The 21,531-nt window shown below is 39.6% G+C and carries 21 protein-coding genes, 1 tRNA gene and 1 rRNA gene; 2 read left to right on the top strand and 21 right to left on the bottom strand.

Annotated features, from left to right (window positions below):
* The 3 genes from CYK16_RS07655 to rlmD all read right to left on the bottom strand — a co-directional run.
* A 16S ribosomal RNA gene (locus CYK16_RS07655) occupies window positions 1-80 on the bottom strand; the annotation flags it as partial.
* A gap of 243 nt (window positions 81-323) precedes the next feature.
* Window positions 324-395 (bottom strand) — tRNA-Glu (locus CYK16_RS07645).
* A 61-nt stretch (window positions 396-456) separates the two neighbouring features.
* The gene (rlmD, locus tag CYK16_RS07640; RefSeq protein ID WP_060806147.1) at window positions 457-1,812 is read right to left on the bottom strand and encodes a 23S rRNA (uracil(1939)-C(5))-methyltransferase RlmD; all 1,356 of its coding nucleotides are present in this window, start codon (window positions 1,810-1,812) and stop codon (window positions 457-459) included.
* Window positions 1,813-1,849: 37 nt separating this feature from the next.
* Here rlmD and recX point away from each other — a divergent pair, with 37 nt between their 5' ends.
* Window positions 1,850-2,626 carry a recombination regulator RecX gene (gene recX / locus CYK16_RS07635; RefSeq protein ID WP_060806146.1) on the top strand — a complete coding sequence of 259 codons (777 nt, stop codon included), beginning with the start codon at window positions 1,850-1,852 and terminating at the stop codon, window positions 2,624-2,626.
* 88 nt (window positions 2,627-2,714) lie between these two features.
* Window positions 2,715-3,248, top strand: a complete 534-nt coding sequence (ntdP, locus tag CYK16_RS07630; RefSeq protein WP_000775316.1) for a nucleoside tri-diphosphate phosphatase — start codon at window positions 2,715-2,717, stop codon at window positions 3,246-3,248.
* A 71-nt stretch (window positions 3,249-3,319) separates the two neighbouring features.
* On the opposite strand, the gene CYK16_RS07625 is transcribed toward ntdP, so the two are convergent.
* The 18 genes from CYK16_RS07625 to CYK16_RS07535 form a co-directional block, all read right to left on the bottom strand.
* A complete protein-coding gene (locus CYK16_RS07625; protein ID WP_060627100.1) occupies window positions 3,320-4,087 on the bottom strand; it encodes an epoxyqueuosine reductase QueH in 768 nt (255 codons plus the stop codon).
* 111 nt (window positions 4,088-4,198) lie between these two features.
* On the bottom strand, window positions 4,199-5,821 hold the full coding sequence (gene groL, locus CYK16_RS07620; RefSeq protein WP_060806145.1) for a chaperonin GroEL: 1,623 nt from the start codon (window positions 5,819-5,821) through the stop codon (window positions 4,199-4,201).
* Between the two features lie 15 nt (window positions 5,822-5,836).
* Complete coding sequence (gene groES, locus CYK16_RS07615) at window positions 5,837-6,121, bottom strand: co-chaperone GroES (RefSeq protein ID WP_060806144.1); 285 nt, start codon at window positions 6,119-6,121, stop codon at window positions 5,837-5,839.
* Window positions 6,122-6,276: 155 nt separating this feature from the next.
* Window positions 6,277-6,672 carry a single-stranded DNA-binding protein gene (locus CYK16_RS07610; RefSeq protein ID WP_000282465.1) on the bottom strand — a complete coding sequence of 132 codons (396 nt, stop codon included), beginning with the start codon at window positions 6,670-6,672 and terminating at the stop codon, window positions 6,277-6,279.
* Between the two features lie 78 nt (window positions 6,673-6,750).
* On the bottom strand, window positions 6,751-7,512 hold the full coding sequence (locus CYK16_RS07605) for an SDR family NAD(P)-dependent oxidoreductase (protein WP_101776853.1): 762 nt from the start codon (window positions 7,510-7,512) through the stop codon (window positions 6,751-6,753).
* A gap of 41 nt (window positions 7,513-7,553) precedes the next feature.
* A complete protein-coding gene (gene ytpR, locus CYK16_RS07600; RefSeq protein WP_060806142.1) occupies window positions 7,554-8,180 on the bottom strand; it encodes a YtpR family tRNA-binding protein in 627 nt (208 codons plus the stop codon).
* Window positions 8,181-8,194: 14 nt separating this feature from the next.
* Window positions 8,195-8,512, bottom strand: coding sequence for a thioredoxin family protein (locus CYK16_RS07595; RefSeq protein ID WP_060806141.1), 318 nt, complete (start codon window positions 8,510-8,512; stop codon window positions 8,195-8,197).
* Window positions 8,509-8,808, bottom strand: coding sequence for a DUF4651 domain-containing protein (locus CYK16_RS07590; protein WP_001815024.1), 300 nt, complete (start codon window positions 8,806-8,808; stop codon window positions 8,509-8,511). Before CYK16_RS07590 ends, CYK16_RS07595 begins: the two co-directional genes overlap by 4 nt.
* 204 nt (window positions 8,809-9,012) lie before the next feature.
* Window positions 9,013-10,086, bottom strand: a complete 1,074-nt coding sequence (locus CYK16_RS07580; RefSeq protein ID WP_060806140.1) for an N-acetylmuramoyl-L-alanine amidase family protein — start codon at window positions 10,084-10,086, stop codon at window positions 9,013-9,015.
* 119 nt (window positions 10,087-10,205) lie between these two features.
* Window positions 10,206-11,813, bottom strand: coding sequence for a CTP synthase (locus tag CYK16_RS07575; protein ID WP_060806139.1), 1,608 nt, complete (start codon window positions 11,811-11,813; stop codon window positions 10,206-10,208).
* Between the two features lie 235 nt (window positions 11,814-12,048).
* A complete protein-coding gene (gene rpoE, locus CYK16_RS07570; RefSeq protein WP_000418409.1) occupies window positions 12,049-12,636 on the bottom strand; it encodes a DNA-directed RNA polymerase subunit delta in 588 nt (195 codons plus the stop codon).
* A gap of 114 nt (window positions 12,637-12,750) precedes the next feature.
* Complete coding sequence (locus tag CYK16_RS07565) at window positions 12,751-13,506, bottom strand: protein NO VEIN domain-containing protein (RefSeq protein WP_060806138.1); 756 nt, start codon at window positions 13,504-13,506, stop codon at window positions 12,751-12,753.
* A gap of 69 nt (window positions 13,507-13,575) precedes the next feature.
* The gene (locus CYK16_RS07560; protein WP_060806137.1) at window positions 13,576-16,227 is read right to left on the bottom strand and encodes a valine--tRNA ligase; all 2,652 of its coding nucleotides are present in this window, start codon (window positions 16,225-16,227) and stop codon (window positions 13,576-13,578) included.
* A gap of 122 nt (window positions 16,228-16,349) precedes the next feature.
* The gene (locus CYK16_RS07555) at window positions 16,350-17,351 is read right to left on the bottom strand and encodes a virulence RhuM family protein (protein WP_060806136.1); all 1,002 of its coding nucleotides are present in this window, start codon (window positions 17,349-17,351) and stop codon (window positions 16,350-16,352) included.
* Window positions 17,352-17,382: 31 nt separating this feature from the next.
* Entirely contained in the window at window positions 17,383-18,624 is a 1,242-nt protein-coding gene (locus CYK16_RS07550; protein ID WP_060806135.1) for a helix-hairpin-helix domain-containing protein, read from the bottom strand.
* Window positions 18,625-18,894: 270 nt separating this feature from the next.
* Window positions 18,895-20,316, bottom strand: a complete 1,422-nt coding sequence (locus CYK16_RS07545) for a hypothetical protein (protein ID WP_060806134.1) — start codon at window positions 20,314-20,316, stop codon at window positions 18,895-18,897.
* A gap of 32 nt (window positions 20,317-20,348) precedes the next feature.
* Complete coding sequence (locus CYK16_RS07540; protein ID WP_060806133.1) at window positions 20,349-20,906, bottom strand: GNAT family N-acetyltransferase; 558 nt, start codon at window positions 20,904-20,906, stop codon at window positions 20,349-20,351.
* Window positions 20,893-21,471 carry a flavin reductase family protein gene (locus CYK16_RS07535; RefSeq protein WP_060806132.1) on the bottom strand — a complete coding sequence of 193 codons (579 nt, stop codon included), beginning with the start codon at window positions 21,469-21,471 and terminating at the stop codon, window positions 20,893-20,895. The genes CYK16_RS07540 and CYK16_RS07535 overlap by 14 nt, the downstream gene beginning before the upstream one ends.
* Between the last annotated feature and the right edge of the window lie 60 nt (window positions 21,472-21,531).

Raw genomic sequence — 21,531 nt, 5'->3', positions numbered from 1 at the left:
CTCCTCCTTCAGCGTTCTACTTGCATGTATTAGGCACGCCGCCAGCGTTCGTCCTGAGCCAGGATCAAACTCTCATTAAAAGTTTGAGTTCTCACTCATTTCTGTCACTGACAGATTTATTGTTTTTTTCATTGTTCAGTACTACAACCTTAGTTGTAGCGCCCTGCACATTGGTTCGTCTTGTTCAGTTTTCAAAGGTCTTTGCCACTCGCTTCTCTCAAGTGACAACTATATTAGTATATCACAGTCGCTTTCGCTTGTCAACACTTTTTTGAAATTTTTTTAAAACTTTTTTCATCAAGTGTTTCAACCGCAATATTCCATAGTCCGTACGGGATTCGAACCCGTGTTACCGCCGTGAAAAGGCGGTGTCTTAACCCCTTGACCAACGGACCAGAGTTGTTATTTTCAACTCTTACTATTATACCGACTTTTTGTTTTTTGTCAACTACTTTTTTAAACTTTTTTTATTAATTTTACAACAGCTTCAGTTCGAGCTGTATGTGGGAACATATCGACCGACTGGATATAATGAAGATCATAGACTTCTACTAAGCGTACCAAATCACGAGCCAAGGTCGAAACATTACAAGAAATATAAACCATTTTTTCTGGCACATAAGTAAAAATAGTATCTAATAACTTATCATCCAGACCTGTACGTGGTGGGTCCACAATCAGAGCATCTGCTCGGTAGCCTTCCTTGTACCAACGAGGAATAATCTCTTCTGCCGTTCCAGCTTCATAATGAGTATTGTCAAATCCCATTCTTTTCGCATTTCGCTTGGCATCTTCAATAGCTTCTGGGATAATATCCATTCCTCTAAGTGTCTTTACTTTCTTTGCAAAGGCAAATCCAATCGTTCCCACTCCACAATAAGCGTCAATCAAATGGTCTTCTTTATTAACATCCAAGGCTTTTACCGCCTCGTTATAAAGAACTTCTGTTTGTTCAGGATTTAGTTGATAGAAAGCTCGAGGAGATAGTGAAAATTCATAATCGAGTACACCTTCTTGAATACTCTCTTGTCCCCAGATAATCTCTGTCTTTTCACCATAAATCTCACTGGTTTTAGCTGTATTTGTATTAACAGCTACTGTCACAACTTCTGGGAAATCTTTAACTAAGTCTTTTACTAGTTGGGTTAAGTTAAGCTGGCGGTTTGTAACAATAATAATCTGAACCTGTCCGGTCTTCCTTGCTCGTCGGACCATAATAGTACGGACACCTAGGACTTTCCTCTCATCTGTGATTGGAATCTGGTGATAAGTAAGTAATTCTGCTAGACGATTAGCAATCACTTGGGTTTCCTTGTCTTGTACCAGGCAGTCTTTCAACTCTACTAAATAGTGAGAGTTTTGTGCATACAGACCTGCCTTGACCTGATTTTTAAATTTTCGAGTCTGAAATTGTAACTTAGCACGGTAGTACTTTGGTTCCTGCATTCCAATAGTTGGACGGATTTCATAGTTTTCATATCCTGCAGGGGCAAATTTTTTCAGCGCTTGGTAAAGTAAGTCCGTCTTGAATTCCAGTTGTTTATCATAATGCAGGTGCATGATTTGGCAACCTCCGCACTCATTGTAAATAGTACAAGCTGGCACAACTCGGAATTTAGACTTCTTGTTGACCTTTAGTAATTTTGCTTCAACAAAGTTGCGTTTAATAGAAGTAATCTGACAATAGATATCTTCTCCTTTTAGTGCTCCAGGTACAAAAACTAACGTTTTTTGGTAAAAGCCGATTCCCTCGCCATTAATTCCCATGCGCTTGATTTTTAATGGTATTTTTTGTTTCACTTTCAGATTCATACCCCTATCTTATCACATTTTGAGTTATAATAGAACTATGAAAATCACAAAACTTGAAAAGAAAAAAAGACTCTATCTGATGGAGCTTGATAATGACGACAAATGCTACATTACTGAAGATACAATTGTTCGTTTTATGTTATCAAGAGATAAGGTGATAAGCCAAGAAGAATTGAAAGAGATTCAGGACTTTGCCCAATTTTCTTATGGTAAGAATCTGGCCCTCTACCATTTATCCTTTAAAGCACGCACTGAAAAAGAGGTCAGAGAATATCTAAAAAAATACGATATTGATGCAAAAATCCTTTCTCAAGTCATTGCAAATCTTAAAGAAGATAAGTGGATCAATGATAGCCAGTACGCTTATGCTATCATCAATGCCAATCAACTTTCAGGAGACAAGGGCCCTTATGTACTGACTCAGAAACTAGCTCAAAAAGGGATTTCAAAATCTACTATAGAAGAGAACTTGAAAGAATTTGATTTTTCGGAAGTTGCTCAACGTGTAGCCAATAAACTATTGAAAAAATATGAAGGAAAACTTCCAGCTCGTGCCTTGCAAGATAAGATTATCCAAAACTTGACCAACAAGGGCTTCTCTTACTCTGATTCTAAAAATGCCTTTGACCAATTAGATAGTCAAGTTGACCAAGAAACTACTCAGGAACTCATCTTCAAGGAACTTGATAAGCAATATACTAAGTATACCCGAAAATATGAAGGATACGAACTTAAACAACGTTTAACTCAAGTTTTAGCACGAAAAGGCTACGATTTTTCGGATATAGCGAGCGCTCTCAGAGAATATCTTTAATATTTTCATGTAAAATTCACAGATTTTAGGTATTTTTATGGTACAATAGTAAACGATAAACTTATAAATTGTAGAAAGTTGGTTAGTTATGAAGCTTCCAAAAGAAGGCGACTTTATTACAATTCAAAGTTATAAGCATGATGGGAGTCTCCACCGAACTTGGCGGGACACCATGGTACTAAAAACAACAGAAAACGCCATTATTGGTGTCAACGATCATACACTTGTTACCGAAAGTGATGGTCGTCGTTGGGTCACTCGAGAACCGGCTATTGTTTACTTTCACAAGAAATATTGGTTTAATATCATTGCCATGATTCGTGATAATGGAATTTCCTACTATTGCAATATGGCTAGCCCCTACTATCTGGATGAAGAAGCACTGAAGTATATTGATTACGATTTGGATGTTAAAATTTTTACAGATGGGGAAAAACGTCTCTTGGACGTTGAGGAGTATGAGCGTCACAAACGCAAAATGAATTATTCTGATGACTTGGACTACATTTTAAAAGAACATGTCAAAATTCTTGTTGATTGGATTAACAATGGACGAGGTCCTTTCTCAGAAGCCTATGTAAACATTTGGTACAAGCGCTATGTAGAACTAAAGAATCGGTAAAGTTGTCAAACTGGGGTTAAGGCCCTGGTTTTTTTATTTGAAAAAAACCAGCTTTTCAGCTGGGTTGGGCTCTATATATCTAATTTCGTAACAGTAAATTTGATGTGGGAATAGTCTTTTTCAACATCCTTATCCAGCAAGAACGCTGTGGCGTCTTTCTTAACTTGAACCAAGTCAATATTCTGCGCTTGGGCTGCATAGACGCATCCACAATAACATTGACGATAGATGTCATACTCCTCACACATCTCAACTGAACGTTTATAGCCCTGATTTTTCTTGAAATCACTGGGAAGATAGTGGGTGGTATAAATCTTTTGCACATCGATTCCGATGCTGTTGATGGTTTGAGAATTCTTATGAGGACTGATGGTCAAAGCCGAACCGAAGTAGTCAAAGCCTAAGTCCATAGCCACTTGCGCTGTTTTATCCAGGCGGTAGTCAAAGCAAACCTTGCAACGATCACCACCTTCCGGTTCTTCTTCCAGTCCTCTGACTAACTTACGGTATTCATTTGGTTCGTAGGGAGCTTCTAGGTACTGAACCGTATTTCCTGTTCGCTCATTGAAATCACTGACAAATTTTTGGGTGACGTAAGCCCGCTTGTGGTATTCTGCCTTGGGATGGATATTAGAATTGGCAAAATAGATGGTCACATCTGCATACTTGGTCAGATATTCGAGGGTATAGGTACTGCAAGGGGCACAGCAAACATGCATGAGAATGGTGGGGCGCTGCTCATTTTTCTCCCATACTTGTACCATTTTCTGCATAACACGGTCATAATTAATCTTCTGATTGGGGTTCATCTTGCTCAGAATTTCTTCTACATCGATCATGTTCTTCTCCTTTTTCTAGTCTTATTTTATCATATAAGTTAGGAGAGCTCAAATCTATTTAAAATAGAAAACCATAAAAGGAGGGAATACGCATCCCTCCTTTAATAGTTTTTACATCATGCCGCCCATCATGCTTGGATCCATTGCTGGAGCTGGGGCTACTGGTTCTGGTTTATTGGCTACGACCGCTTCTGTTGTCAAAATCAAGCTGGCTACAGATGCTGCGTTTTGAAGGGCTGAACGGCTCACTTTAACTGGGTCAATGATACCTTGATCAATCATATTGACCCACTCGCCAGTTGCTGCGTTGAAACCTGTACCAACTTCAGCATTTTTCAAACGATCGATAACGATAGAACCTTCAAATCCTGCATTGTGGGCAATTTGACGAACAGGTTCTTCCAAGGCACGGAGTACAATATTGCGTCCTGTTGCTTCATCTCCTGTCAATTCCAAATCAGCCACGGCTGGGATAACATTTACAAGGGCTGTTCCACCACCTGCAACGATACCTTCTTCAACAGCTGCACGAGTAGCGTTAAGGGCATCTTCAATGCGGAGTTTCATTTCTTTCAACTCAGTTTCAGTTGCAGCACCGACCTTAATCACTGCGACACCACCTGATAATTTTGCCAAGCGTTCTTGCAATTTTTCACGGTCAAATTCAGATGTTGTAGTTTCGATTTGAGACTTGATAACTGCAACACGGTGAGAAATCGATTCAGGATTTCCAGCACCTTCTACGATAACAGTGCTATCTTTATCAACAGTCACTCTCGCAGCTTGACCAAGTGCTTCAATTGTCGCATCTTTCAACTCAAGACCAAGATCTTCTGTGATAACTGTTCCACCTGTCAAGATGGCGATATCTTCAAGCATTGCTTTGCGACGGTCACCAAAGCCAGGTGCCTTGACTGCTACTACGTTGAAGGTTCCACGAATCTTGTTCAATACAAGGGTTGGAAGAGCTTCGCCATCCACATCATCCGCAATAATCAAGAGTGGACGATTGCTTTGGAGAATGCTTTCTAGGAGTGGCAAGATTTCTTGGATATTTGAAATTTTCTTATCAGTAATCAAAATGTATGGATTTTCAAGGTCAGCCACCATTTTTTCGCTATCTGTCACCATGTACTGTGAAAGGTAACCACGGTCAAACTGCATTCCTTCCACAACTTCAAGTTCTGTTTCCATACCACGTGACTCTTCGATAGTGATGACACCATCTTTACCAACCTTTTCCATGGCTTCAGAGATGTATTCGCCTACTTTTTCGGAACGTGAAGAGACGGCAGCAACCTGAGCGATAGCTTCTTTATTGGCAACAGGAATGGCGTTGTTTTTCAAGGCTTCAACTGCTGCAGCAACTGCTGTTTCAATCCCACGACGAATGCCGATTGGATTGGCACCTGCAGTGACGTTTTTGATTCCTTCACGGACGATAGCTTGGGTCAAAACAGTTGCAGTTGTAGTTCCGTCACCTGCGATATCATTGGTTTTTGAAGCTACTTCTGATACCAATTTGGCACCCATATTTTCAAAATGATCTTCTAATTCAATTTCTTTGGCAATAGTCACACCGTCATTGGTAATCAAGGGTGAACCAAATGATTTTTCAAGAACGACATTACGACCTTTTGGTCCCAAGGTTACTTTAACAGTGTCTGCAAGGATATCGACACCACGGACCATAGATGAACGGGCATCTGATGAAAATTTAATTTCTTTTGACATACTTACTTTCCCCTTCTATTCTTCAATGATTGCCAAGATATTGGCTTCGCCTACGATGATGTACTTTTCATCGCCATCTTTGACATCAAGACCTGCGTGAGCTTCAACTAAGACACGGTCTCCAGCTTTAACACTTGGAGCAACCAATTCACCGTTCAAGGTACGAACACCTTGTCCAGTAGCTACAACTTGAGCTGTTTTGGTTTTTTCTTGGGCTGAGCCTGCAAGGACAAATCCTCCAACAGTTTGTTCTTTTTCTTCGATTTTCAAGACCACACGGTCTCCTAATGGTTTCAACATCTGATTTCCTCCATAATGAGATAGATATCATTAGCACTCCTTACACTCGAGTGCTAATTCATAATTCTATTGTATCACTTGGTCAGAAATAGTCAAGAAAAAAGTCTGACTTTCTCAAGATAAAAAGCCTGAGAACAACTCAGACTTTTTTATGTTTAAAATGGCAATTCTTCCTCTTCCAAAACCAAATCTGCCAAATCCTGCCCTGCGTTATTTTCTCGCATAGCACGTTGGGCACGACTTTCCAAGAGTTGAAATCCTGTGACAAGGACTTCGGTCACGTAGTTCATTTGACCATTTTTCTCAAAACGACGGGTACGCAATTCCCCATCCACTGAAATTAGACTACCTTTAGTTGCGTAGCTGGCCAAGCTTTCTGCTAGTCTGCCCCATAAAACCATATTGACAAAGTCAGCTTCGCGTTCCCCGTTTTGGTCTTTGTAACGACGGTTGACTGCAATAGTCGCTCGCGCTACTGACTTGTCATTGTTGGTTTTGTGCAATTCCGGTGTAGACGTCAAACGCCCAATCATGATAACTTTATTATACATATTTTTTCCTCCTACTTATCTATTCGTAGGAAATCAAAAAAAGTTACAGAAATTTGTAACTTTTCGAGAAAAAATTTTTTATTTTTTATGAACCATGAAACCTGTCGCTTGTTGATTGGCCATAATGGTCATATCTGTAATCTGCACACGACGAGGTTGACTGGTCACATAGACTACTGTGTCTGCAATATCCTGAGCTTGCAAGGCTTCGATTCCTTGGTAAACGAACGCAGCCCGCTCTTTGTCACCATGAAAACGTACTGTAGAAAAATCTGTTTCGACAATTCCAGGCTGAATGGTTGTCACCTTGATATCCGTTGCGATGGTATCAATTCGCAGTCCATCTGAAAAGGTCTTAACCGCTGCCTTGGTAGCTGAATAAACTGCTGCACCTGCATAGGCATAAATTCCTGCGGTTGAGCCCATATTGATGATATGTCCTTGATTGGCTTTTACCATTGCTGGCAAGAAACAGCGAGTAACTGCCATCAAACCTTTGACATTGGTATCTAACATAGTTAACATATCCAGCTCTTCATAGTCCTGATAAGGTGCTAAACCTAGGGCCAGACCGGCGTTGTTGACCAGAATATCAATCTGACCTATCGTTTCTATAATATCAGAGCAGACAGTCTTTACCATGGTCATATCCGTGACATCTAGGGGAAAAGTCCAAACTGTTTGATTTTGGAAGATCTCTTCAAACTCCGACTTAAGGGCTTCTAGTCTGTCTGTCCGTCGTCCGGTTAGAACGACATTCTCACCCTGCTCCAGATAAGCACGCGCAATCGCTTCACCAATTCCTGATGTCGCTCCTGTAATCACTACATTTTTTGCCATCTTATTTCCTTCTATCTGGTGATTCAGATACTGACAACTTCCTAGGCAGTCCAGTGTTTAGCTGGGTCAAATGGAGTTCCGACAACTTGGTCTTCTGATAATTCAATAACACCACGTTTTTGCGGAGCATTTGGCAGATGCAATTCACGAGGACTACACATCATGCCAAAACTCTTTTCACCACGAAGCTCACCTGGGAAAATGAGGTTGCCTTTGGGCATCATAGCTCCAGGAAGAGCTACAATGGTTTTCAACCCAAGACGCGCATTAGGAGCCCCTGCAACGATTTGTACAGTCTTGTCACTTGATACTGCAACTTGGCAGATGTTGAGGTGGTCACTATCTGGATGGGCTACCATCTCGACAATCTCACCAACAACAAACTTAGGTTCCTTGTCATTGACAATTTCTTCTGTAAATCCTTCCGCCTGCAATTCTTGATTCAAACGAGCGACTTGCTCATCTGATAAAAAGACTTGACCGCGCTCTGCAATTTCAAAGAAACTTGAAACTTCAAAAATATTCCAAGCCACTGTTTCCCCATTATCTTTGAGGAAAACACGAGCCACCTTGCCTTTGCGCTCCACATCCAGTTTGGCATCTCCGCTATTTTTCACGATGACCATAAGGACATCACCGACATGTTCTTTATTATATGTAAAAATCATTGTTTCCTTTTCTCCTATTTCAGTCCTGCTAAAAAGTCATTAATTTGTTGCTTGCTTTTACGGTCGCGATTAACAAAACGACCAATTTCCTTATCTTTTTCTAGAACAACAAGGCTAGGGATTCCGTAAACATCCCAGAGTTTAGCCAAATCCATATACTGGTCTCGGTCCACCCGAATAAAGGTGAACTCTGGATTGGTCTCCTCAATCTCTGGCAAGGCAGGATAGATATAACGGCAATCGCCACACCAGTCTGCTACAAAAAGGAAAACCTTCTTGCCATCTTTTTCTACTAAAGATGCCAATTCTTCTAAACTTTCTGGCTGTATCATAAGACTTCCTCCTCATAGACTAGGTCTTCATTTTCATAGACAAAGGTATAATGACGGCCATCCTCAAAAATGACGCCACCAACCAAGCTCTCTAGACTGCTTTCATAGACTTGAACATAGAGGGTCGCAATTTCCCCCATGTCTGAAAAATGGTCTCGCACAATCGCTGTCAACTCTTCCTGAGTCTTCATGAGCTTATGGTCATCTGCAACTTTTTTCGTAGCAAGGGCAAGGCTCCCAATACCAAGCAAAGCCAAGCCTGCCATCCACATTTTTTTAGCTTTCATACCATTCATTTTAACACAAAAAAGGCTTTAGGACAAATGAGGAAGTAGCAGAAAAGCAAGTAAAAAGCCCCTTCCTTTAAGGAAAAGGACTTCTTATACTCAATGAAAATCAAAGAGCAAACTAGGAAACTAGCCACAGGTTGCTCAAAACACTGTTTTGAGGTTGTGTATGAAGCTGACGTGGTTTGAAGAGATTTTCGAAGAGTATTATTCTTATTGCCAAGCGCCTGAGTTGCCAACGTAGTAACCATCAGGTGTATAGGTATTGCGAAGCATCTTACCTGATGAAGCTAGATAATACCACTTACCATTGTCTTTGACCCAATCATTCGCAATCATGGCACCAGAAGAACTTACATAATACCATTCTCCCTTATCATAAACCCAAGCGCTTGCTTTCATAGCTCCTGAAGTTGATAAATAGTACCACTTGCCTTGGTCGTAAAGCCAATCACTAGCAATCATGGCTCCTGATGATTTAAAGGCATACCAGTTGCTACCTTGATAAAGCCAAGTTTGATTGAACATGACCCCTTTATCATTCATAAAGTACCAAGTTCCCTTGTCCTTAACCCAAGCATTCTGTACTAATTGACCTTGTTTTTGATAGTACCAGTTTTGGTTTGATTTTAGCCAGCTTTCTGCTTTTACAATCGGATAAAGTTCTTTGAAAGATCCTCCATCATATTTATGACTGATAGATTTTAGTTTTTCAAGCTTCAACTCACCATTATCATAGTCTGCCCAAGCAAAGACTTTTTGACTATTGACAGTCTCTGGTAGGGTTGCAGTGTAAGTCTTGGTTTGATAATCCCATTTAGCATCGAGGTAAGTGTATTGATCATTTGATTTTTCAATACGGTAGTAGCCTCTCTTTCCACTATCATTATGAATATCATCCACAACTTTCGTTGACCAAGTCTTCACTTCGTTTCCGCTCTTGGCCTCTACCTTGATATCTCCTCTATAGCCATATGGAACATAGAAATTCAGGTAACGCCCTTCTATACCAATCATAGACTTGTCCTTTTCTTGGCCTAGAAAATTGACTGTCTGATCTTGACCATCGAGACTAACCGTCCACTCGATTTTCTCGGTTTTTGGCAAATCCAAGACTTTGATATCCACTTCATGACCATTGTTAAACCGAAGAATCTTGCCATCTTGATACTGTACTCCACACTTAACAACCCATTCTTCTTTAAGCTCAAATGCCTGCCCTGAATGAGGTGAAACTAGCAAAGCTAGGCCTGTTAAAGCTAAACTAAATAGTGTGATTTTTTTCATTGTAGTTCCTCCTTAGGATTTTTTATGTTAATTATATCACTATGTTTTTATTTTGCAAATCTTATCCTAAATATGCAAGTAAAAAACCTCTGAGATTCTTCTCAAAGGTTCTGATTTTGCTAATTGCTGTTCTCAACCGCTGCAGTAATAAAGGCAGTGTAGAGTTCTTCTGGGCGATTTGGACGGCTTGACAGTTCAGGGTGATACTGACACGCTACAAAGAATTTATTTTCTGGAATTTCCACAATTTCTACTAAACGATTATCTGGAGAAACTCCTGAGAAGACAAAACCTGCTTCCTCAAACTGCTCACGGAAGGCGTTGTTAAACTCATAGCGATGACGGTGACGGCGTTGCACCACTTCTTGATTGTGATAAGCAGCTGCTGCCTTAGAGCCACGTTTTAGTTTAGACGGATAAAGTCCCAAGCGAAGGGTTCCCCCCATATCCTCAACATCAATCTGATCACGCATGATATCAATGATAGGGTATTTTGTTTCTGGTGCAAGTTCTGCAGAATTGGCACCTTCGAGTCCTAAAACGTGACGAGCAAATTCGATACATGTCAACTGCATTCCCAAGCAGACACCCAACATTGGAACATCATTTTCACGCGCATAGCGGATGGCTTGGATTTTCCCTTCAGTACCACGTTGGCCAAAACCACCTGGTACGATGATTCCATCTGCATCAGACAAGAGCTCTTCCACATTCTCTACTGTCACATCATTGGCATTGATCCAATTGATTTTCACTTCTGCGTCGTTGGCATAACCAGAGTGTTTCAAGGCTTCAACCACAGAAATGTAGGCATCTTGCAACTCCACATACTTACCGACAAGGGAAATCTTAACTTGTTTCTTGAGGTTCATGACCTTGTCCACCATAGCTGACCACTCTGTCATATCAGCTACTGGTGCGTCTAATTTCAAATGGTCACAGACAATTTGATCCATACCTTGAGCCTGCAAGTTCAATGGAATTTGGTAAAGGTGTTCAACATCCAATGATTCGATAACGGCTTCTGGTGCCACATCACAGAACTGGGCCAGTTTGTTTTTAATTCCTTGACCAGCTGGCTCTTCTGTACGAATAACCAACATATTTGGCTGGATTCCCAATCCACGCAATTCTTTTACAGAGTGTTGAGTTGGTTTGGTCTTCATTTCACCAGCAGCCTTGAGGTAAGGAAGCAAGGTTGTATGGATGTACATGACATTATCCGCACCCACATCTGCCTTCATCTGACGAAGGGCCTCTAGGAATGGCAAAGACTCGATATCTCCTACTGTTCCACCTACCTCTGTGATAATGACATCAGAGTCGGTCGTTAGAGCGGCACGCTTGATTTTTTCTTTCAAAGCATCTGTGATATGAGGAATGACTTGAACAGTTGCCCCAAGGTATTCTCCACGGCGTTCCTTACGAAGCACTTCACTGTAAATTTTACCAGTTGTCACGTTGGAATATTTGTTGAGATTGATATCGATGAAACGTTCATAGTGACCCAAGTCTAAATCTGTCTCAGCTCCGTCATCTGTCACAAAAACTTCCCCGTGCTGGTAAGGGCTCATAGTTCCCGGATCGATATTGATATAAGGGTCAAACTTTTGAATGGTTACTTTGAGACCACGATTTTTCAAGAGACGGCCCAGACTCGCTGCAACAATCCCTTTCCCAATAGACGATACCACACCACCAGTTACAAAAATATATTTCGTAGACATAGATTCCTCTTTCTAAAATGCTCAAGGTCTTGCTAACTACGAGGGGACATAGAAAACAAGACCCTATTAATAAGAATAATCTGGGACGACTGCACCAGATTCACAACCAAAATACAAGAAGATAACTTCTTGAAAAAACAAAATAGCTCCCTAAGAACTAGGGAGCCCCGACCTCTAAAAGAGGTGCCCGAACAATATGATACCTAAAAATAGGATAATTGTCAATAGCTAATTTTTATTCCTCGATGTTTTCAGTATCATCATCTGAAAACTCGTCGTCTTCTTCGTTAAGATCCACGTCTTCACCCAAGTCATCAGGAGCGATTTCGTTGATTTCTGCATCGTAAGCTTCCACTTCGTTTTTCTCATCATCTGGATTTTCATCATCATATGAAAGAGCTGGATCTGCTTCGTATGCATCTTCGTCTTCTGGGTCATCTGCATTGTAGTCAATAGCATCTGAATCGCCATCCATGAAGGCATTGACACGTTTTTTCTTAGCTTTTGGTGCTACTTCATCGTCGTCATTTTCTTCAAGAGCGATGATTTCTTCGTCGATTTCGTCTACACCATACCATGAACGAAGACCCCATTTGTTGTCTCCAAGTGAGATGAAGCTACCGTCAAAGTTCAACTCTGTGTAGAACAAAGGCAAGGCTTCACGGATATCGCTGTTTGATGTTCCAAGGTAGTTTTGAATTTCGTTTACAAGATCGCTAAAATGCATCTCATGATCGCGACCACGAAGTTCCAAGATAGCACGCGCTACCTCAATCATAGATAGTTCACTTTTTTCTTGCCCAGCAAATACTTCTAATTCCAAAGCGTTTCTCCTCATTTATACTACTATCGTCAGAGCGAACAGACTCTGACCTCATTTTATCATTTACTCTTTATTTTACGATAATTTTGCGGAATAGTCAAAGGTTAAGGGGAACTAATACAAATCTTCTAAGCTTCTATATTCAATGATTTCATTTTTGATAATATTCTTTTTAAACTCAAAATGTTTTAAAGGATTATCAACTAATACTAACTTTGGACTATCATCAAGGTTTGTAACCAAGGATAAAATAAAATCCGATTGAAACTCTTTGGCCTTTTCAAATTCTTTTGCAGTTAAACGCACACGCCCCTTAGATTTTCGGATACCTTTTACTTCGGCAAGATAGGAATGCTCTTGAACATCTACCTGGAAATCATATCCATCACCATAAAGACGAGCATCGGTTAACTGTCCACCTTGGAATTTTTCTTCTTTATCAAAATGAAGGATAAAATAATTTTCTGCTTCCATCCCAGTTTCCTGTAGACGTTTGAATTTAGTTCGAATGATTGGCTTTTCAATAGTAGTAATACCTGTTTTCTTTCCTTCGCTGGCAAGTAACATTTTAACTATTTCAGCATAACTATGAACATCTTCATTTCCAAACATCATATCAATTAAATCTTTACGAAAACGGTAAACTTCAGCTTTCTGCCACCAACCTTTTCGATCATTGTCAAAATAAGGATCAAATAAATCCATTCTATTCTTTACAACTCCAGTTGTTTCAGCAATTCCCAAAGAAACCACATAGCGATAAAACTCCGACTTACTAGAACATTGAAATTCTTTTATAAAAAGCTTGTCAAACTTAGCAAGACCATAGCCAATTAAATTTAACAATTCATAATGAGGGTGTTTAGACATCACTTTCTCCATCAATAGATATTGATTTCATTATACCAAAAAACACGGCTCATCACCGTGTTTCTGTGTCTATTTAACCAACTTCTTCATCTCATCAATACGTGCTACGGTCGCGTCGTATTTAGCTTGGTAGTCGGCTTGTTTGTCGCGTTCTTTTTGGACGACTTCTGGTTTGGCGTTGGCTACGAAGCGTTCGTTAGAGAGTTTCTTGCCAACCATATCCAGTTCTTTTTGCCATTTAGCCAGTTCCTTGTCTAGGCGAGCCAGTTCTTCTTCGACATTGAGGAGGTCAGCGAGTGGCAGGTAGATTTCTGCTCCTGTGATGACGCTTGACATGGCAAGTTCAGGCGCAGGGATGGTTGATGCGATTTCCAAGTGTTCTGGATTTGTGAAGCGTTTAATGTAATTGACATTGCTGTTAAAGAAGGCTTCCAAGTCGCTATCGCTTGTCTTAACAAGGATGGAGATAGGCTTGCTTGGTGCTACGTTTACTTCCGCACGCGCATTCCGAACGGCACGGATCAAGTCTTTGAGACTTTCGACACCAGTGTGGGCCGCAAGGTCTTCAAAGGCTTGATTGACAGTTGGATATTCTGCTGTAACGATAGAGCCTTCTGAGATTTGTCCAAAGATTTCCTCTGTCACGAACGGCATGATTGGGTGAAGGAGACGAAGGATCTTGTCCAAAGTGTAAAGGAGAACAGAACGTGTGATGACTTTCTCTTCTTCGTTATCGCTATAAAGGACTTCCTTAGTCAACTCAACGTACCAGTCCGCAAACTCGTCCCAGATGAAGTTGTAGAGGATGTGTCCAGCAACACCAAATTCAAACTTGTCAAAGTTTTCAGTGACTTTGCCGATCGTTTCATTGAGGTTGTGGAGAATCCAGCGATCTGTGACATTTCCAGCTTCCTTGTTGGCAACTTTTTCCACATTAGCAGTTGCTTGCTCAAGAGTCAAGCCTTCATTGTTCATGAGGATGTAGCGAGAAATGTTCCAAATCTTGTTAATGAAGTTCCATGAAGCATCCATTTTCTCGTAAGAGAAGCGCACGTCTTGACCTGGTGCAGAACCGTTTGAAAGGAACCAACGAAGGCTATCTGTTCCGTACTTATCAATAACATCCATTGGGTCAATCCCGTTACCGAGAGATTTCGACATCTTGCGTCCTTGCTCATCACGAATGAGACCATGAATTAAGGCATGTTTGAATGGCGACTTGCCAGTAAATTCCAAACCTTGGAAAATCATTCGAGATACCCAGAACGGGATAATATCATAACCAGTCACCAAAGTTGATGTTGGATAATAACGTTTGAAGTCTTCTGAGTCAACATCAGGCCAGCCCATGGTTGAGAATGGCCAAAGAGCCGAACTGAACCACGTATCCAAGACGTCTTCGTCCTGAGTCCATCCGTCACCTTCTGGAGCTTCTTCACCGACGTACATTTCACCCTCAGCATTATACCAAGCAGGGATTTGGTGCCCCCACCAGAGCTGACGTGAGATTACCCAGTCGTGGACATTTTCCATCCATTGGAGGAAGGTATCGTTGAAACGAGGTGGGTAGAATTCTACCTTGTCTTCTGTATCTTGGTTGGCAATAGCATTCTTAGCCAATTGGTCCATCTTCACGAACCACTGAGTAGACAAGCGTGGTTCAACCACAACACCTGTACGCTCTGAGTGACCAACACTGTGGACACGTTTTTCTATTTTAACAAGGGCACCGATTTCTTCCAACTTAGCAACGACTGCCTTACGGGCTTCAAAACGATCCATGCCTGCAAATTCGAAGGCAAGCTCATTCATAGTTCCATCATCGTTCATGACGTTGACTTGTGGCAAGTTGTGGCGTTGACCAACTAAGAAATCATTTGGATCGTGGGCAGGTGTGATTTTCACGACACCTGTACCAAACTCAGGATCTGCGTGCTCATCTCCAACGATTGGGATGAGTTTATTAGCGATTGGCAGAATAACGTTTTGACCAATCAAGTCCTTGTAGCGTGGGTCTTCTGGGTTGACCGCAACGGCAACGTCCCCAAACATAGTCTCAGGACGAGTTGTCGCCACTTCAAGGGCGCGAGATCCGTCTTCAAGCATGTAGTTCATGTGGTAGAAGGCACCTTCGACATCCTTGTGGATCACCTCGATATCAGAAAGGGCTGTGCGAGCTGCTGGGTCCCAGTTGATGATAAACTCACCTCGATAAATCCAACCTTTCTTGTAAAGGTCCACAAAGACCTTACGAACCGCTTTTGACAAACCTTCGTCAAGAGTGAAACGCTCACGAGAGTAGTCTACAGAGAGCCCCATCTTGCCCCATTGTTCCTTGATGGTAGTGGCATATTCGTCTTTCCATTCCCAGACCTTGTCGAGGAATTTTTCACGACCGAGGTCGTAACGCGTAATGCCCTCTCCACGCAAGCGCTCCTCTACCTTAGCCTGAGTCGCAATCCCCGCGTGGTCCATCCCTGGAAGCCAAAGTGTGTCAAAACCTTGCATGCGTTTCTGACGGATAATGATATCTTGAAGAGTTGTATCCCAAGCGTGACCAAGGTGAAGTTTCCCAGTTACATTTGGTGGTGGAATGACGATCGAATAAGGCTTAGCCTTTTGATCGCCTGAAGGCTTGAAAACATCAGCATCAAGCCATTTTTGGTAACGACCAGCCTCAACCTCGGCTGGATTGTATTTAGGTGAAAGTTCTTTAGACATGTGTTTGTCCTTTCTAGTTAATATATTTAAATAAAATTAGTATGTAGAAGATAGGCTTTGATTCAACTCATCTTGTTTTTCTCATTATCTTCTATAAGCAAAGAAACGGTGAAAATTTTACATTAACTTTCTCTCATTATCTTCAGAATATGTTTATCAAAGTCCGATAGAATTTTTTGAGTTCGGTTAAATTTTTCATACTCCTGGATGGCTTTTGAGTCTGCTTGTTTCTTGGAAATACTTCCTTTTCCTTCTAAAATTTCGTACTCATTAAAAGATAGAAAGCGATCAATACTATCTGCCAATCCTCGCATTGTAAAAGTATTACGACGCTCAACCAAACCCTCGATATAATCAAAATAGGCTGTAACAGTTCGCTCTAGTTGTCGAATTTCTTTTTCTTGCAAATAGTTTTTAGCCACCGTTACATCTGATTTGAGCACTCGTCCATCAGGTGCATTCTTCCAAGAAGTTAATCCCATTTTTTCTTTACTAGCATCGGCTTGTTGATAGATAATTTCTGCAGCAGTACTTCCAGTAATTGCATAATGAAATTTATTTTGCACCATAGCATAGAAATTTTTAGTAATATCTGAGTTTCGATCATAATCTATGGCACATTCAGCAAAGATATCCGTGATTTGTTGATAGATTCGGCGCTCGCTAGAACGAATAGAGCGAATTCGTTCTAAAAGTTCACGGAAATAATCTTGTCCGAAAACTGTCTGTCCTTGTTTCAAGCGTTCATCATCCAAAACAAAACCTTTGATGATAAATTCTTTCAAAGTCTTGGTTGCCCAAATTCTAAATTGAGTAGCCTTACTGGAATTTACTCGATAACCAACTGAAATGATAGCATCCAGATTGTAATATTCAAGTTCACGCCGGACAGTTCTATTTCCCTCTTGTTGAACCTGTGCAAATTTTGCACAAGTTAACACCTTATCTAACTCACCACTATCATAAATGTTTTTTAAGTGCTTTGTAATGACACTTCGTTCAACTCCAAAGAGCTCTGCAAGACCTTTTTGAGTCAACCAAAGATTTTCATCTTGTAAAAGGATATCTAGCTGAACATCGCCATTTGGTGTAGTATACAGGATGAAATTAGAAATTTCATTCAAGACAATTTCACCTCCCCCCTTCCATAAACAATTACTTCTCGTTCTTAAACTTTATGCCGTTTTCTTTCAGCTTTTTAACGGTTACGGGACCAATTCCCTTCAAAGCGAGAACTTCTTTTTCTGTCCATTTTTTGAAATCTGAAGACCTACGAATCCCATTTTCAACAAAGATGTGAACAAAATCCATCCGAATTCCCTTCATTTTTTCCTCATTCATAAAGGAATGCCAGTCAGTGACCTCGGATAAATTTCTTATCATACTAGAATGAGCCGAAAAGACTGGTTTACGACGGAACTTCCTGGCTTCGTTTGTTAAAAATTTTGTTAGAATAATATTTTCTAGTAAATAATCAAACAGAGGATACAAACTAGCTTGTAGCGATTCAACTGAATTTGGACAATAGCATTCTTGATCTTCTATATCTATAACTTTGAATTGCCAATCTTCCTCTATAAAGAATTCAACAGCTTCATCATTGATTTCCACTAATTTTGCAAATAGCTGACTGGCTTCCTCAATTTTTCCTTGAGAAAAAGCAGAGATGATGGCATGAATAAGAATGGTATCGTCCCGTTTCCCTTTATTTAATTCTTCACGATAGAAACGTTCAACCTTTAGTTCCTGACCGGTGATATGATACAAGGAAAGCATGCAGAAGACAAAATTAGGAGGAAACCGTTCTGGTCGCTTACTTAAGTATAAGTTAACCAATTCCAAAGCCTTAAAATAAATTTTTTCTGTCATATAATACTCAATCAGAAACATCAGAGCAGACAGGATAGGGCGGGCTTCAAAATAATTCCAACTATTGTAGCCATTCACTTTCCATTTTTCTAAAACTAGAATTTCAAAATCCAATACTTTTTTAAAAGTTGACAAATCAAAATCTTCAACTTCTGATAAGAATAAATGAAAATCAGCAGCAAAATAATCTGGATTGATTTTTAAAACTTGCTTTAACAGTTTATTTCGCTTCTGTGTATTCGGAGTATGCATAGCTTCTCTAAATAAAGCATGATCCTGATTCCAATCAAAAGTCCTATTTTTCAGTTGGTAATTTATTAGCTGAACATCTGGATACTCTCCATGTTCATCAGCATATTGCATCACTGCTGTATGTAGTTCATCGAAATTTTGAATAGTACGACGTTCTACAAAAGTTGGATTTTTAGCCATGATTTCTGTCCAAGCAGCCTCTTCTTCAGAAATAACTTTGATATCCAACTTTTGCTGGCGTTTTAATTCTTTTTTTCTATTTTTCTTTTTAGCCATCTATTTTCTCCTCTAATTCATCCTTCAATAGACTCGACTCAACTACAGGCTTTAGTGGAATATCCCAGTTTCTTTGTGATTCGTTTACTTTGAAGATTGTACCTCAAGCTTGATCAAGGTAGAGTTTAGCAGCAACGTTTGGTGGTGGGAATTACGAACGAAAAAGATTGAGACTTTTGAACTTCTTGAGTCTTGAGAACGTTCTCTTGAAGTTGTTTTTGATAACGACCAACCTAAAAATAGGATGGGGTGTATTTAGGTGAAAGTTGTTTAGATATTATTTTTTCTCCTTTTATGAACATTTCTTTTATATTTACGATTTAATAATATTCTGTACATGTTGTCACGATACACGTAATATCCATTATTGTTGTTTAAATAGAAATATTGTAATAACCAAATTATAATCTTCCCAATAACTAATGATAATATAAAACAAATGAGAATAATTATTGTTGAGGCAAATAATTCAGACATCCAATCAACTGCGGGATTTATAAATTCGGCTAATTTTGTCTTAATCTTGAAACCCCAAATAATTTCAGTTAACTTTGGAATAATACTCAACATTAATAGAGTAAGAAAACCATATAGTTGAGTTCGATAGAGGTGTCTATCCATTTTCTCAGTTCTTATTGGTTTTTTCTTATATTTTCTTGTATCAAATTGAGAATTTATTTCTCCAATTAGACTAGGAATTAAAATTGGCAAAAACCAGGTTAAAGCATTTATTAATTCATTTTCAACTTGATTAAATACTGCTAACAGTAATATACAGATTGAACCAATTAACCATGACGCTATTACTTCTTTGGTATCTTTTGCACCATGTCTAATTAGATTATAAATTGGCCACCAGCATATTAAATAAAGTGCAATAAATGAATTGAATGTAAAAATGTCTGTAATTAAATCAGAATGAAAATCAATAATATTAGAAAAAAAGTAATAAATATAGATATAATACCATAAAAACGAATTAATAAGCATCGTGGCATATACATTCCATAGTGTCTTTCCCTTGGGGATATCTATTTTACTAACTCTTTTAAATATCTTGATTGATCCTATAGTTTTTATAATAGATAATACAAATGGTATTATTAAAACTATTACAATGATGAACCAGTTATTTATTCGATTTTCACTTATACCATAATTAGTTAAGAAATACTGAGATACGTTAATCAAAGTTGATTCAACTAAATTCAGATTTTGTAAAAAGTAAATCAATATTCCGCAAAATATTCCATCAAAAAAATTTATAAATGCTAAAGATTCAGTACTTTTAGTAAGAAAATCTCTAAACTTAATGAATCTATTTATATATTTAAGTGCATACCTCAGTATTAATGCAAACTGAAAAATTATAACTAATTTTAAACCGATTAGGAAGAATATAAGCAAAGTAGAGATAGAAATACACCAACAAGTAAAAATAGCTATTTTTAAATTACTTCTTTTAGAAAATGATTTAAGCGAAAAGCCTATCAGGAACAAAAAAGTGATTATCTCTAGAATAGAACGTGCAGTGTCTTTACTAAAAATAAAGCTTAATAAAAAGGTGAGAGGTGCTATACATAAAACAGATATAAGGGATAGTATTGGGAAAAAAGCAAGTGTATTAATACATTTTTTCCAAACTTGAACAAAAAACTTCCTTACTCTATCATTGGAATTAGAAAAAGACATTAATCTCAAAAATTACCTCTATCATCTAACAGTTAGTTCCCCCACTCACTTCTCAGAAAACCATATATCAGACTGTCACAGCGGTTTCCTTGAACATCTTTGCGGTCTCGTATACGAGCTTCAAGAGTAAAACCAAGCTTCTCCGCGACTCGTTGACTTTGGACATTGTATCCAAAACAAGTCAATTCAATCTTGTGAAGATCCAAATCTTTAAAGGCTAAATCAATCAAGGTACGTGCTGCTTCTGGCACATAACCTCGGCCCCAATAGTCTGGGTGCAGGGTATAGCCAAGCTCTAGCACATCGTCCCCATGGCGATGGTTGAAGTCAACAGAACCAATGACTTTATCGGTTCCTTTGACGACAATCCCATAGCCAGCTGGGAGATTCTCCTTTTGATTGCGTTCGGGAAGGATATGCTCTAGATAGTAAACCTCATCTTCCAAGGTCTTGACGGGTAGAAAGCCTGCTGGATAGGCGATCTCTGGGAGACTAGCGTAGGCATGGATATCCTCGGCATCAGCTACTGTCCGGACTCGTAAAACGAGACGTTCTGTTTCCAAGCGTTCTGGTAATTCAGCTCTTGACATCCTTCTTCCTCGCTTTCTTGATAAAGCTTCCCATGGGATTGACTCGGTCATCTAGATAACGATAAACGCGCTGGTGGCCATCCCCCATAAAGTAAGTCGGCGCAAAACGGTCATTCTTAAAATGCCCCTTATCATCCAAAAGTTCTGGATCAGCTAGTCGTTCGATAATCTTGGCAAAGATGTGACAAATACCATCTTCCTCAATAATCTTATCAACCTGACAATCTAAAACAAGTGGACAGGAATCTAAAACGGGAGCATGAGTCCGTTCAGAAATCTCGTAGTCTAGTCCCAGGTGTTTCAGTTTCTCCCGATGACTGATAAATCCTGCCTGCTCCATCGCAAGCATAGAAGTTTCATCAGGAATATTTACGGTGAACTTCTGATAGTACTTAATCTGATCAGCCGCATTTTCCTCAGCACCAACACCGATGACCAGCCAATTTCCCAGACTATAAGAGGAGCTGCAAGTCGTTATATTGTGTCCAAAATTCTGGTCCTGATATCCCAAAATGAAGATTGGAAAACCATAATAGAGTTTACTTGTGTTAAAAGATTGCTTCATAACAACCTCCTTTGACCAAGATACAAAAGAAAAGCCCTGCCATATCCATGACAGGGACGA

Source organism: Streptococcus oralis subsp. dentisani (assembly GCF_002860905.1).
Lineage (GTDB): Bacteria > Bacillota > Bacilli > Lactobacillales > Streptococcaceae > Streptococcus > Streptococcus oralis_BA.
This window is presented reverse-complemented; position numbering and strand designations above follow the sequence as displayed.